Source organism: Candidatus Planktophila sulfonica (assembly GCF_002288065.1).
Lineage (GTDB): Bacteria > Actinomycetota > Actinomycetes > Nanopelagicales > Nanopelagicaceae > Planktophila > Planktophila sulfonica.
Genome location: NZ_CP016773.1, coordinates 103,472 through 117,523, shown reverse-complemented (window position 1 = coordinate 117,523; position 14,052 = coordinate 103,472). Strand labels below are relative to the sequence as shown.

General features: G+C 47.9%; 10 protein-coding genes and 1 tRNA gene. 6 read left to right on the top strand and 5 right to left on the bottom strand.

Going from position 1 to position 14,052, the window contains the following annotated elements:
- Positions 1-41 precede the first annotated feature (41 nt).
- A complete protein-coding gene (locus A1sIA56_RS06935) occupies positions 42-239 on the bottom strand; it encodes a hypothetical protein (protein ID WP_190277012.1) in 198 nt (65 codons plus the stop codon).
- Positions 240-492: 253 nt separating this feature from the next.
- Here A1sIA56_RS06935 and A1sIA56_RS00545 point away from each other — a divergent pair, with 253 nt between their 5' ends.
- Complete coding sequence (locus tag A1sIA56_RS00545; protein ID WP_190277011.1) at positions 493-4,014, top strand: hypothetical protein; 3,522 nt, start codon at positions 493-495, stop codon at positions 4,012-4,014.
- Between the two features lie 13 nt (positions 4,015-4,027).
- On the opposite strand, the gene A1sIA56_RS00540 is transcribed toward A1sIA56_RS00545, so the two are convergent.
- Positions 4,028-4,100 (bottom strand) — tRNA-Arg (locus A1sIA56_RS00540).
- A 107-nt stretch (positions 4,101-4,207) separates the two neighbouring features.
- On the opposite strand from A1sIA56_RS00540, the gene A1sIA56_RS00535 reads away from it, so the two are divergent.
- The 3 genes from A1sIA56_RS00535 to A1sIA56_RS00525 are packed head-to-tail and all read left to right on the top strand — an operon-like array spanning position 4,208 to position 7,153.
- Positions 4,208-5,434 (top strand): saccharopine dehydrogenase family protein, encoded by a 1,227-nt coding sequence (locus A1sIA56_RS00535; protein ID WP_095673024.1) that lies wholly within the window; start codon positions 4,208-4,210, stop codon positions 5,432-5,434.
- On the top strand, positions 5,435-6,199 hold the full coding sequence (locus A1sIA56_RS00530; protein ID WP_095673023.1) for an SDR family NAD(P)-dependent oxidoreductase: 765 nt from the start codon (positions 5,435-5,437) through the stop codon (positions 6,197-6,199).
- Positions 6,200-6,226: 27 nt separating this feature from the next.
- Positions 6,227-7,153 carry a S1 family peptidase gene (locus tag A1sIA56_RS00525; protein WP_095673022.1) on the top strand — a complete coding sequence of 309 codons (927 nt, stop codon included), beginning with the start codon at positions 6,227-6,229 and terminating at the stop codon, positions 7,151-7,153.
- Here the strand turns inward: A1sIA56_RS00525 and A1sIA56_RS06930 are convergent, their stop codons facing one another.
- Entirely contained in the window at positions 7,154-9,316 is a 2,163-nt protein-coding gene (locus A1sIA56_RS06930) for a DEAD/DEAH box helicase (protein WP_190277010.1), read from the bottom strand. It lies immediately after the preceding gene.
- Between the two features lie 277 nt (positions 9,317-9,593).
- On the opposite strand from A1sIA56_RS06930, the gene A1sIA56_RS00515 reads away from it, so the two are divergent.
- Both A1sIA56_RS00515 and A1sIA56_RS00510 read left to right on the top strand, forming a co-directional pair.
- Complete coding sequence (locus A1sIA56_RS00515) at positions 9,594-10,202, top strand: hypothetical protein (RefSeq protein WP_095673021.1); 609 nt, start codon at positions 9,594-9,596, stop codon at positions 10,200-10,202.
- A gap of 79 nt (positions 10,203-10,281) precedes the next feature.
- Positions 10,282-11,658, top strand: coding sequence for a GGDEF domain-containing protein (locus tag A1sIA56_RS00510; RefSeq protein ID WP_095673020.1), 1,377 nt, complete (start codon positions 10,282-10,284; stop codon positions 11,656-11,658).
- Here the strand turns inward: A1sIA56_RS00510 and A1sIA56_RS00505 are convergent.
- Both A1sIA56_RS00505 and A1sIA56_RS00500 read right to left on the bottom strand, forming a co-directional pair.
- Positions 11,643-12,902, bottom strand: a complete 1,260-nt coding sequence (locus A1sIA56_RS00505) for a YeeE/YedE family protein (RefSeq protein ID WP_095673019.1) — start codon at positions 12,900-12,902, stop codon at positions 11,643-11,645. The genes A1sIA56_RS00510 and A1sIA56_RS00505 overlap by 16 nt on opposite strands.
- On the bottom strand, positions 12,887-13,834 hold the full coding sequence (locus A1sIA56_RS00500; protein ID WP_095673018.1) for a sulfurtransferase: 948 nt from the start codon (positions 13,832-13,834) through the stop codon (positions 12,887-12,889). Before A1sIA56_RS00500 ends, A1sIA56_RS00505 begins: the two co-directional genes overlap by 16 nt.
- Positions 13,835-14,052: the final 218 nt, after the last annotated feature.

The window sequence follows — 14,052 nt, the reverse complement described above, 5'->3', positions numbered from 1 at the left end:
CTGACTACTGCGTGGGCCGATGGGTGCTTCGGGAGCCATGATTATTGTGTGGTCTCATATGGCGACGACTTATTGATTATTGAGAACCAACACACGCTGAGGTCTGCCGTCGCTGAGGCGAATGTCAGTACGCGCGCCACAAATGTAATTGGATTCGCCGATTCGCTCTTTGGGATTTCTCGAGACTCTTCAGGGCAGGTGACTGCATCGACGGCATCTTCAGTAAATCCCGTTGTCATAACCCTGGAAAGCACGCTAGAAGTCCGTTCAGACCTAACGATTACGGCTCCGGACCTTGGAAATTCTGCTCCGATTCTCACAATCAAGAGAGGTGTAAGCATCGGATCAGGTGAGCCACTGATTGCTATCAACTCTCCCAACCAAGCGGAAATTCAGGTCGACGGGGCAGACACGCAGGTAAAAATTGAACATATCACTGTCGATTCAAATTCAAATCCCAATTTTGGTTCGGGGACGCGCTCGGAGCCAGGGGTGGCTATCGAAGTGAACCAAACCATTGTCACAACCCCAGAAGGGGACGCCACCTTTACTCCTGAATTAGTTATAAAGGACTCACAAATAATCAACTCCGTTTCAAAAACAGGTGGGGCTGCAATTACATCGTCGGGCGATGTCCGAATTGAAGGATCGACGCTCACGGGTAATTCTGCAATCACCCCAGACGGAGGTGCTGCGACAAATGGTGGCGCCATAAACGCTGAAGGCACTGTGACAGTTCTCGGATCAGCTTTAAATATGAATACAGCCACTGGCGATGGTGGTGCAATCGCGGCATCTTCTGTAATTGTGGCCCTCGACGACCGAGGGGTGGAGTCTCAGCTCCACCTGAATGCTGCGCAAGGAAATGGTGGCGCAATATCTGCGAGCGCGGATGTGAGCGTCACACAGGCTCAAATCCTTAACAATCGTTCGGGGCAAGCGGCTCAGTCAGAAGATACATACGTAGTCTCTTCAACCGGTGGCAACGGTGGCGCAATTAATTCTGCAGGAAATGTAACAATCACAGATTCCGTAGTCTCAGAAAATTCGGCCAGTGGATCAGGCAGTCTGAGCGCTTCAGGTGACGGCGGCGCTATTTTCGCGGCTCAGAGTGTGACGGTTCTAGGTTCCACAATTTCAAGTAACACCGCAGATGGCTCTGGGGGCGCTATCAACGCTCAGAGCGTCATTATGGGCGCCACAACAACTGCAACGGAAATATCTAGTAACTACGCCTCGTCAAATGGAGGTGCGATCTCTGCGAGTGAGAGCGTGACTGCAATCTCCAGCTCTGTGGAACTAGAGATCCAGACAGTTCTCGATGACAACTGGTCAGAGAGTTCAGGTGGCGCAATATCAGCGAGTGGGTCGGTCGAACTTCACCGCACTCAAGTCACTGACAGTCTCTCGCAAAATCATGGTGGTGCGATTTTTGCTGGCGGTAACGTCATAGTTGAAGATTCGGTGTTAAGTCGGAATATTGCCGGAGGTTGGTATGACGGATCAGAGATCCCTTTTTCAACTCCTTCAGGCGGTGATGGCGGGGCAATTTATACAGATAATTCGGTCACCGTTCACAATTCAACGCTAGAACTCAATAAGGCACTAGAAGGTTATGAATCTTGGGAGGGCGGAAGTGGAGGTGCAATATTTTCTGGTTCTTCAGTGTCAGTAAATGGAAGTGCCTTAAATGCAAATAGCGCTGACTATGACGGAGGCGCAATCAATGCTTGGGGGTCAGTGACGGTAGAGAATTCAACTTTTGGCGCAGTTGAAATTCTTAACCCAGATTTCAACCCAGTGGTGAGTATTGAAGAAAACCTAGATCGAGATACTCGTCAAACTATTGATAACCCTGACTTTAACCCTCAGATCACAGAACCCAATCCCGACTACAACATTAATGTGCCACAGAATCTACCCAATCCCAATTACGGGTTGGAAATCATGGGTTGGGTTCCCAATCCAGATTGTAATTTGTATCCGGAGTACCTTGATTACGACGGACAATGTTTTTTCATGGGGACCGACAGAGGTGACGGTCAACCAATTCGGTATCCACTTCAAGTCTCTGGCTTGGTGATTGATACCCAAGAGACCGAACCAAATCGTGACTACGATAGCCGAGAGTCCATCACCTATCTGCTAGACCAATCTAAGCCACTTGATTGGCGATCTATGATTACAAATCCGGCTTACAGTCCAGACGAATTTATTGAAATACTTCAAATCACGGGTGAGCCTAAAGATGAGAGAGAATATATAGATTTAGGAAATAATGCTGGGCAAAGTGGAGGTGCGATTTTTAATAATGGATCACTAAGCGTGAGTGAAAGCACTTTTGTGAACAATTTTAGCTGGACAAGTGGGGGTGCGATTTATCTCGAGAACTACGAATACGACGGGGGCGAAGACACACCACCTCCGGCAAATTCTTCAATCTCAAATTCTTCGTTTTCACATAACATCTCCAAAGATTCGAGCGGTGGTGCGCTCTATATTGATAATCAGCTTATGAATATAGAGAGCACTGAGTTTTTCGCAAACACCTCTTATGAAGAAGGTGGTGCAATCGGCGCCCGTGATTCAGAGCTAAATATTCAAAGTTCTAGTTTTCTTCTCAATCAATCGCTAGACAATGATGGAGGCGCTCTCGATGTAACAAATACACAATTAAACATCTCCGATACTCATTACTTTGGCAACCAGGCGGCAGACGATGGTGGCGCGATTTATAGCACAACACTTGTAACTGTTACAGACGGGTCTTTCACATCTAACGAGGCTTCTGATAACGGAGGAGCAATCGATGCAGACATTGTGCGCCTTGCTCGGGTTATTTTTGAATCCAACACCGCTTTAACCGGCGATGGGGGCGCAATTAATCTTGGCAATGACGGACAGTCTCTGATTCTCAACTCAATCTTTCTCGATAACACTGCGCCTGAGGGCCTAGGTGGGGCTCTCCGTGGTTCCTCCTGGATGTTATTTAATGATTTGATCGGCAATGAAGCAAGCCAAGGAAGCGCTGTAGCCCTTACTGGCACCATCGCCACCATGTTGGTTGGTAATTTACTTCAAGCTTCACCTGCATCTGAAGAAAGTCTATGCACCCTTCCATTTTGGAATTCACCCGACAATATTGCGACAGATGAAAGCTGCTTTGGAGACCTGTATACGAATGGCACAGTCGAAAGACCATCTTCTTTATCGAGTGATAACCCAATTGACCGCGAATCGATGGCGATTACGGCAAGCCTTTACACAGACCCTTCGACGGGCTTTGTGCAGCAAACTACACTCCCTCTTTCAAACAACGCACTCAGAATATTTGCTCAGGCCCGGCTTGGAGATTATCAATCTACGCCAATATTTCGAGAGAAATCCGAAGAGTTGCAAGCCCTAGCGGATGCGATTTCATACCTGAACACCTTTGATCCGCAGACGGACCATGATCCTGATTTCGCTTTTTGTCCTGATCTCAATAATTTCTACAATCAATGTTGGTCAGATCTTAATAGCGAGACGCGGGGACTTCAGGCAACTTTTTCGGAAGCAACAACGGATGCGCTCAATATTGAAAATCTATTTGATTTAGTTGGCGATGCTGGGACATTTCTCTCAGAGAATCTTCCAATTGATAGTGAACAAATGAACCGATCCTCTTCATTATTGTGGACACCAGGAGCCGTTCAAATTGCCATGAATCTTGTGCAAGACAATGACGCCCCCACTAACAATTTAGAGAATCAAGAAAATCTCAGCCGACAACAAGATACGATTATTAACAGATTATCTGCTCGAGATAATCTCGTTTCTGAATTGGAAAAAGAGTTGGAGAAGCAGAAGCTCGCAGCAAAGTTGGCGAAAAAATTAGCCGCGGCCCAAAGAGCTGCAGAACGTGCCGCAAAACTCAAGAATCTCAAGCTTAAGATGGAATCCACCAAGGCTCGTGGAATTGCCTTAAAAGAGAAGCAATCGTGGATCCTTCTTATGCGTAACTTTATTCTTTAACTCTCTTCTCGTGTGTCCCCGGCGGGAGTTGAACCTGCGACCTACCGCTTAGGAGGCGGTTGCTCTATCCACTGAGCTACGGGGACGTGGCGCCTTCAACAGTGAAGATGCTTGGCAAAGGTTATCGGTACGGCTAGCCTTCCCTTAACGCGCTTAATTCGAAGCGCGTAGAACTAAGAATGAAAGGCCACCCATGAAAGCGCTCGTTATCGGCGCAGGCGGAGTTGGCAGTGCAATCGCAAATATCGCATCACGTAGACCATTTATTACTTCCATGGTCGTTGCAGATCGCAGTCTGTCCAGAGCTCAAGCAGCCGTAACAAAGGTAAATGACCCACGATTCTCTGCGGAGGAGGTGGATGCCTCTGATGTGAACGATATTCGCGCTCTCATTCGTAAAGCAGCTCCCGATATTGTCGTGAACGCGGTAGATCCGCGTTTTGTAATGCCAATCTTTTTAGCATGTGAAGAAGAGAAAGTTAATTACATGGATATGGCGATGTCACTTTCAAAAGCGCATCCCGACGATCCATTTAATAAGCCAGGGGTAAAACTTGGCGACGAACAATTCGCTCGCGCAGGTACCTGGAACAAGAATGGCAACTACGCAGTTGTTGGTATGGGTATCGAACCAGGAATGAGCGATGTCTTCGCGCGTTATGCCGAAGATGAACTCTTCTCTCGTATCGATTACTTGGCAGTGATGGATGGTTCAAACCTAACTGTTGATGGTTATGACTTCGCACCATCATTTTCAATCTGGACAACAATCGAAGAGTGCCTTAACCCGCCATTGATCTTCGAAGAGGGTCGTGGTTGGTATACGACTGAACCATTTAGCGAACTTGAAACCTATGACTTCCCTGAAGGCATCGGACCAGTCGAATGTGTCAACGTTGAACATGAAGAAGCTGTTCTGATTCCAATGAAGGTGAAGGCGAAAGAAGTTCGCTTTAAATATGGACTTGGCGCTCAATTCATTGAGACCTTGAAGACTATTCACACACTTGGTCTGGATAAGAAAGAGAAAGTTTCCGTGCAAGGCGTTGAAGTTTCACCGCGCGAACTTCTTGCAGCTCTTCTGCCAGACCCAGCAACAATTGGTTACAAGATGCACGGAAAGACCTGTGCAGGAACTCTTGTTAAAGGTTTAGGTAAGGATGGCAAGCCAAAGGCTGTCTATATCTACAACGTTGTTGATAATGAATGGTCGATGAAGAACTATGGCAATCAAGCAGTTGTATGGCAGACCGCTATCAATCCGCTTATTGCAATGGAGCTCATCGCAAATGGAAGCTGGAAACCAGCAGGAATAGCTGGCCCTGAATGGTTCCCAGCACAACCCTTCCTTGATTTAATTGCCGAATATGGATCTTCGTGGCATATCCGCGAAGAGGAACCTAAGGGAATCGAGATCTAAATGGCTCAATGGGCGCTAGTAACTGGAGCAACAGCTGGAATCGGCGAAAGTTTTACTCGGTTACTAGCGTCTAAGGGTTATAACGTCGCACTCGTTGCGCGCGATGAAGCACGTCTTCATGAGCGCGCAGCGGGTCTACGTGAAAAATTCGGAGTGCAGACTTTTGTTCTGCCGGCAGATCTTTCAACAAATGAAGGATGTGCATCCGTTGAGGATTACATCAAGACATATGAAATTGATGTTCTGATTAATAATGCAGGCTTTGGAATTAACAAGGCATTTAGCGCTAGCGATATAAACGCTGAGCAACAGATGTTCGATGTTCTTGTGCGCACACCGATGCGCCTGATGCACACAGCTATTCCAGGAATGAAGCAACGTAATTCAGGGACAATCATTAATGTCTCTTCCGTTGCAGGCTTTATTGCAGGCGGAACATATAGCGCATCTAAATCGTATTTAACTGTTCTCTCTGAATCGCTCAATACCGAACTTGCCAGCAGCGGAGTGAAAGTTTCAGCGCTCTGCCCTGGATTTACTCGTACTGAATTTCATGAGCGCGGCCGCATGAAGATGGGCGGGCTACCGAAATTTATGTGGCTTAACTCAGATAAATTAGTTGAGCAATCATGGATTGATGCGGTGGCAAATAAGCCAGTGAGCATTCCTGGCTGGCAATACAAACTTCTCGTTGCAGTTATCTCAACTGTTCCAAGGAAATTTGTACGCCAGATCGGAATGAATGTTCGTAAGAAGCAGCGTTAAAAGTCAAGGAAAGAAAGGTACGTGGCGATGAACTTAAGATCTCCAAAAGTTTTAATCCGAATTTTAATGCTGCTTTTTCTTCTTGGTACCTCCACTCCAGCGCAAGCGGTTTATGGAGGTAGCGACGCGACAAATAACCCAATAGTCGTGGGTATTTTGCCAGCACAGAGCGCCACGCAGGCAGGCTGCAGCGGGGCACTTGTAGCACCACGAATCATCTTCACCGCAGCTCATTGCCTAACTGGAGACCCTTCCCAATTATGGGTCGCGCAACCTGGAAGCGATTTGCGAGATTTATCTAAGGTCCGCATTCAAGCAGAAAGATTTTTTACACCAGTAGATTTTTCTGTAAAAACTTTCCCTTACCAGAATGACTTTGGTGTGATCACGCTGAAGACAGCATTTGATGGCTACACGCCACTTTTATTTGCATCGCTGTCGGATATCACGCAATGGGCGACCGCCGGCGATTCTGTTATCCATGTTGGATATGGATGCACCAGCATGGTTGATAAACCACCATGCAAACCTACGAGTCCAACGCCAAATGAATTTACAACAACATTTGAAAAGGTCACTCCTCCACAATTTTTGACTCTTAAACCTCAGACTTTCTCAATGACGAAAATTTCCGTCCAGAAGACAATTTGTGGCGGCGATTCAGGTTCCCCGGTGTTGAAGAGTCAGGCAGGGAGTTGGATTTATATCGGTGCGCAAAGTTCGAGTAACGGTGCTGGATGTACTCCAACCTGTGAAATTAATTGCGTGGCGACTCAAGGTCTGCCAGCTGCCAATTTAGAAATGGTTCAAGAAGCATTTTCTTCGGTGAAAATGCAGCTTGCAACACCAAGTGCGGTTCAAAAGAAGACTTCAATTACTTGCGTCAAAGGAAAATTGACGAAGAAAATTACAGCTCTAAAACCAGCTTGTCCTTCTGGTTACAAGAAAAAGTAATTAGCGTCCACGGCGGCTGTTGCCACCACGGTATCCGCCAGACTTACCTGAACCACCGCGACGAGCGCCGCCTGAACGTGATCCACCTGCTGGAGCCTTGCGCTCCATCACTGGCGGTACGTAAGGAACACCTGAAGGCTCTTGAGCACCGGTGATAACCATCAGCTTCTCATCGAGCGGGCGCACATCGTGGAACTTCGGTGTCACACCTGCGCGTGAGAGAAGACCAGATACTGCGCGTTGATTCTTTGATGAAGACAAAGTCACAACAGTTCCTGATTCGCCAGCGCGAGCTGTACGACCTGAACGGTGCAGGTAATCCTTGTGATCTTGTGGAAGATCAACGTGAACAACGAGTGAGATTCCATCAACGTGGATTCCGCGTGCTGCAACATCTGTTGCAACGAGAGCTGAGTTCTCTTGTTCCTTAAAGAGTGCAAGTGTGCGAGTACGAACTGCCTGTGACTTTCCACCGTGCAGCGCACCAACTGGAACACCTGCGTTAGCAAGCTTGTCAGCAAGACGATCTGCACCGCGCTGAGTCTTTACGAAGAGAATTGTCTTTCCGTTACGAGCTGCAATCTGCGATGTGATGTCATCTTTATCGCCAGGGTGCATCTGAAGAACGTGGTGTTCCATTGTTGAAACTGAAGCACGGTCATTCTGCAATGAGTGAGTCTTTGGGTTCTTGAGGTACTGACGAACGAGTGAATCAACACCGCGATCGAGAGTTGCTGAGAACAAGAGACGCTGTCCATCGAGTTGTGCCTGATCAAGAATTTCCTTAACGACAGGAAGGAAGCCCATATCTGCCATCTGATCTGCTTCATCAAGAACTGTGATCTGAAGTTGATCGAGCTGAACTTCATTCTTGTTAAGAAGGTCAATCAAACGACCAGGAGTTGCAACCAAGATTGCTGTCGCCTTACGCATTGCAGTGATCTGCTTTGCATATGGCATTCCGCCTGCGATAACTACTGATTCGTGGCCGACAGCGCGTGCAAGTGGACGAAGAACTTCGTCGATCTGCTGCGCGAGTTCGCGAGTAGGGGTCAAGATAAGTGCCAATGGCTTGTGAGGGCGCGCGACCTTATTTGAAATATTTGTAAGCAGCGCAAGGCTGAATGCAAGAGTTTTTCCTGAACCAGTCTGACCGCGTCCCAAGATGTCATGGCCTGCAAGAGCATCTGGAAGTGTTGCAATCTGGATTGGGAATGGATGCGTAATTCCTTGCGCATTAAGTGCATTTGCGAGCGCCGGTGCAATACCGAGATCGCGGAATGATGTTGTTACTTCAGTAAGTGGCGTTGCTTCTACGAGGTTCGCATCAGCAAGGTTGACTGAAATGTAATTATCGTCAGCGCCGAAATCGACTGCTGCCTTGTTATGAGTCTTTGATGCGCGGAAATCATCGCGTGCATACGCAGGTGAATCATTGCGTGAATCATTGCGACGATCGCGTGGTGGCTTTGCAGGTGTGCGTGGTGAATCTCCACGACGCTGCGCAGCTGACTGTGGCGCTGAAGGATTATATTTTTCGCGCTTCTGTGGAACGAAGTTTGGACGGCCGTCATCAGAGTGAGCAACCTTCGCCTTTACTGCTTCGCGACGCGTTGTTGGACGAACGTCAGACTTTGCCGGACGTTCTAAACGCTCTGGACGGAATGGACGCTCTGCACGTTCTGTGCGATCTGCAATGAACTTTGCAGCGCGTGACTGTGGCTTAGTTGCTGGACGTTCTCCTGCTGGTTTGAAAGTTTTTGCTGGACGATCTCCTGCAGATTTGAAAGCTTTCTTTGGCTTTTCAAATGTGCGCTCTTCGCGTGACTGCTTTGGATTGCCCTTTGGAGCACCCTCGATGTTCTTTGACTTAGAAGCTGTGCGCTCCTGGAAACGCTGTGCGCGTAGCTTTGAACGATCTGCAAGACGTACGTCCTTCTTAGTGACGGTCTCGCGATCTGAATAACGTGATGTTTGCGCGGTTGTGCGTGCTGCAGTTGATGCCGCTTCCTTTACAGGAGCGCTTCGCTTTGCAGTTCCGCGAGCAGCTGGCTTTGCAACCACAGTCTTACGGGCTGCCTTCTGAGCTGATGTATGGCGGGGCTTACCTTTGGCTGCGCGACGAGCTTTTCCGGGAGCAGCGGTACGTGTTTGTAGAGACATGAAAATAGACACCAATCGAGACGACAAGCGCGTCTCGGTTAGATGGTCAGATCTGGTTTAAAACCAGCGCCATCAGGGTCTTGATAAGACTCGCAAGTAAGTGGCCATTTGGCGCACTTTGGGGGGAAGTACATCGATGCGGGATGCTTCGATGGCTTAATCATACAGGACGTATGACGGTGCTAATTCACATGAAATTCCATGGTCATACCGCCCAGTCACGCGTAAAAATCAATATTGGCTAGATACCATAGCGACGTATCTAATGGAGGAAATTATGTTTCGCAAAGTTTCAGTCTCACTCGTAGCTGCAGTCCTTATGGCAAGCGGCATCTCTGCAGCGCCAGCATCTGCTGCTACAAAAATTAGCAACGGTGTCGCCTGCAAGAAGGTGAATGCGACAACTACCGTTTCTGGTTACAAGTACAAGTGCGCGAAGAATCCATTGGTTAAGAATTCAAAGCTCACCTGGCTTTCAGCTGAGTGCCTTACCGCAGTTGGTCAGTACCAAGCAGCAGTGAAGGCTCAGGCAGATCTTGCAAATGTCTCAGATCAAACCGCAGCACTTGATGCTGAATTCGCATCAGCATCAGCGGCGCTAGCAAGCACAACTGCGGCACTCGATAAAGCGCGAGCACAGGTAACGCAGTTCCAGGCAACGATGAATGCATCAACAAACTCTGCAGATAAGCAGAAGCTTGCGACTGCAATCTCAAAGCTTGCAAATGCTGTTCTCGTTCTTAGCGGTTCAAAGACAAAGCTTTCAGCACAGGTGAAGGACCTCGAAGCTAAGAAGGCACTTCTTCTTAGCGCTCCAGGACAGCTCAAGACCAACGCAGCAGATGCGAAGGCTTCAGCGAATCTCCTCTGCGCAAAGGGCTTCTAATTTAGCCAAGTTTTAACCAGCCCCGAAAGTAAGGCTTCCCCTATTTATAGGTGGAAGCCTTACTTATTTAATTCTCTAGGTGTACCGCGTTCTCCGATGGCTCCCCCATGCTCTTCTGGGTTCACATCTCTTCTTTAAACTCTTCACGCAAGAACGTTCTATCTTCCTTGATCTGATTCTCTACAACGTAATTTGGATTGCTGCAGTCATCGCAATCGCCCAGTCGCCTTTAAGTAACGACCCTGTCGCAGTTGCAAGCGCTTGCCTTGCAATCACATTCTGGGGAGTTGGGTCACTGCTCAACAGCTATGGCGAGTTCTATCTGCTTCCCTCTAGCGCGCAGCTATTTGCGCAAGCCAGTTACGCACTCTTTTACCCATGCGCTCTTATCGCGATTCCGCGTTCATTGGTGCGCGGGCGACGACTTAATCCACTTGAACTATTGGACTCTGCAATCTTTGGCCTTGGTATTTCATCAATTGCTACTGCGCTCTTTCTATCGCGCGTCTTTCCACAATCTCTGATCAATCTGCAAGATCAATTCTTCTCACTTCTCTATCCCGTCTGCGATTTACTGCTTCTGGTCATTGCATCCGTTGCACTTGTGACGCACCGACTTCAAGCTCGAGCAGCGTTTCTATTTCTTGGTATCGCGATTTTCTCCGCATCAGATCTGCTCTTTCTCTGGCTCGCTGTCAGTAACAACTATCGATTTGGACAGCTAACAGATGATGGCTGGCTTGTTGGAATAGTTCTGATTGCATCATCGCTCTGGTTGCAGCAGAGCAAAGATGGGCATGATGTAACCATTCATCCGGTATTTATCGCACTCTCGATCTTTATGAGTCCAACTTTGTTGGCACTCATCGCTCTGCGCCCTGGCATCTTTCCGATGTTTATTGTCGCCCCAGCAATCGGAACTCTCTTTCTTGCATTCACGCGCATGACAATCGTGATTCGGCAAGCGAAGAATTTGGGTGAAGAGAAAGTGATGGCCCGCACCGACGATATGACTGGCTTACCTAATCGACGCAGACTGATTGCCGAGCTAGATAATTTCTCAAAGACAGAAGGTGCCCTACTGCTTCTAGACTTAAATGAATTTAAGCCAGTCAATGACACCTACGGGCATGAACTCGGAAATGTTTTGCTCCAACAAGTTGCCGCACGTTTTAGTAGATCGCTTCCCACTGGCGCAATTCTTGCCAGATTAGGCGGCGATGAATTCGGGGTTCTGATTACAGGGAGTTATGAAGAGACACTTGAAGCTGCACAAGCGCTACAAGCAACGGTGAGCTATCCATTTACTATCGAAGGGCATCTGATCACAGTGGGCGTTGCGATTGGTCACGTCTATAATGATGGCAAAGGCGCGCTTCTTGAACGTGCAGATGCTGCTATGTATGAAGCAAAGCGCAGTGGTGTAGGCGTTGTTCGTTCTCAGCCAGTTGTATGAAACTTCAGCTTGATTCCAACGTAACTACCGAGGAATACAAAGGCGAAGAAGAGCCAACCAGAGAGCGCAAAAGCTTGAGTTCCTGAGAGAAGAACACCGATGGTGCAACCCAGTGAAGTCATTGAGCCCCAACCAAGAAGAATTCCTCCGATCAAAGCAGTGGATGAATTCTTAGCGGTGAGCTTTGAGAATTTGAATCGACCACCTGCAAAGGCTGCAGCAAATGATGTTGCAACAAGTCCGATAACAAGCCAGCCGTTATTGGTAATTGTCTCGGCGACAACTGCAATACATCCAGCCATGCGATCAAGACCAACAAGAGTGTCAGTGCCAATGCCTTGGGCATCCATAAATGTGCGAGCTGTTGTGCTGAGCTGACGCGTAACACCCAGTGGTTCAACGCGAAGGTAGGCGATTGTTCCGACTACGCCAACGATTGCACCTGTTGCAATCGGGCTCCAGCGATCTGTAATCAGCGATTTCAACGTTGCTGAAAGTGAAAGTGTTGCAACTGGCGCTTTACGGATTGGATCGGAGTTAACACCCTTACGAATAGCGAAGAAGGCAAGGCCAAGCAGGGCTGCCAAAGTAATAAGTAGCGCACCTGAATATCCGACGTAATGTGGCAGCCAAATTGTTGGTGCATCAGAGATTGCATTGAGATAGAGCCAGTTCCACGTTAGAAAGGCAATGACAAAACCAATAAGAGTTCCAATCAGCGCAGGAATTGCGCGAAGGTAACCCTGACCAAGTCGATATAGATGGCCGCTGATACATGCTCCCGATAACGCCATACCAATTCCAAAAGCGAATGCAGCTACTGCTAGTACCCAACTAACAGGCCCAATGTGAGCCACCGGAGGCAGACGATCTGTGCTGGTATCAGGCAAGAACTGACCGAAGATCAGCGCATAACCGATTGAACCTGTTGCGATTGCAACAAGGACTGAAATAAATGGGGTGGTGTTCTTATCTTCGATTCCATCGCGGAAGATACAGAAGAAACAGAAACGGCCACGTTCGAGCAATAGACCAAGGCTCATCCCAATCAGAAGAGAGATTGGCGCAGTTGAATTACTGACATTGGAAGAGAGAATAAATGCAGTCAGAAGTAAGGCTGCGATAACGGCAAAAGAGATTGCTGTACGAATCTTTTCTACGCGAGTCCATGCAGAAGCAGCAACCCCGGGGTTACCGGAGTTGCTGCCCTGTGTATGAAGAGAAGAAATTATGCAGCTCCCCAAATAGTTCCTGCATTGTTGACGATTGGAACGCCTACAGAGTTTCCGTATTCAGTCCATGAACCGTCGTAGTTCTTCACGTTATATCCAAGGATTTCGCTAAGAACGAACCAAGTAAGTGATGAACGCTCACCGATACGGCAGTACGTGATGATGTTCTGCTTTCCATCAACGCCCTTATCTGCGTATAGCTTCTTGAGCTCTGCAACTGTCTTAAATGTTCCATCTGAATTTACGTTAAGACCCCATGGGACGTTGATTGCACCTGGGATATGTCCGGCACGCACTGCAAGTTCCTGGAAACCAGCTGGCGCAAAGACCTTGCCGTTGTATTCATCAGCTGAACGGATATCAATTAGATCTGCTTTAACGCGCTTCTTTGCGATTGGAAGAACATCGTTGATCAGCGTTGCGCGAAGTGACTTGTCACCCTTAGAGACTGCGAAGTTTCCTGCAGCAAATGTTGGAACTGCAGTTGTAAGTGCACGTCCATCTTTCTCCCACTTAACGCGACCACCGTCGAGGACGCGAACATCCTTCTGACCGTAGATGTTAAAGATCCATGCGCCCCATGCAGCGAACCAGTTGTTCTTATCGCCGTAGAGAACGACAGTTGTGTCATCGCTGATTCCAGCCTTCTGAACTAGCTTGCTGAAGTTCTTAGCGTTGATGATGTCGCGATTAACAGTGTCAACAAGATCGGTGTGCCAAACAAACTTCACAGCATTCTTGATGTGACCGCGCTCGTAGATTCCTGGCTCGGTGCTTACTTCAATAATGCGAACCTTTGGGTTATCAAGGTTCTGCTCTAGCCAATCAGGCTGCGCAACAGCACGTGCCTGGTTCTTTGGAGCTGCTTCTGCTGGAAAAATTCCAACAGTTGAAATCAGGGCAGCAACGACTGCTCCTGCAAATACTTTCTTCGATGTAAACATAGTTATCCCTTTGTTAGTAATTAGATTTAAATTGGAAAGAAAAAGAACAGAAAAGTTTGAAGGTGAAACTTAGAGACAGCAGCTGGTGCTGGTGATGCGGCAGTAGTCAATAACGCGACGCTTAATGAAGAACATCGTGACCACCTCTCGCTAGAAACTAATTAGTGAGAAAGATAGAGAAGCCAATCGTGATTGTAAAATTGCAAATAACTTGCAAA

Excerpts from the sequence above, each read along its gene's own strand:
- A1sIA56_RS00530 (WP_095673023.1), top strand. The coding sequence starts at position 5,435 with ATGGCTCAATGGGCGCTAGTAACTGGAGCAACAGCTGGAATCGGCGAA.
- A1sIA56_RS06930 (WP_190277010.1), bottom strand. The coding sequence starts at position 9,316 with ATGTCTCTACAAACACGTACCGCTGCTCCCGGAAAAGCTCGTCGCGCA.
- A1sIA56_RS06935 (WP_190277012.1), bottom strand. The coding sequence starts at position 239 with ATGACAACGGGATTTACTGAAGATGCCGTCGATGCAGTCACCTGCCCT.
- A1sIA56_RS00525 (WP_095673022.1), top strand. The coding sequence starts at position 6,227 with ATGAACTTAAGATCTCCAAAAGTTTTAATCCGAATTTTAATGCTGCTT.
- A1sIA56_RS00515 (WP_095673021.1), top strand. The coding sequence starts at position 9,594 with ATGTTTCGCAAAGTTTCAGTCTCACTCGTAGCTGCAGTCCTTATGGCA.
- A1sIA56_RS00535 (WP_095673024.1), top strand. The coding sequence starts at position 4,208 with ATGAAAGCGCTCGTTATCGGCGCAGGCGGAGTTGGCAGTGCAATCGCA.
- A1sIA56_RS00500 (WP_095673018.1), bottom strand. The coding sequence starts at position 13,834 with ATGTTTACATCGAAGAAAGTATTTGCAGGAGCAGTCGTTGCTGCCCTG.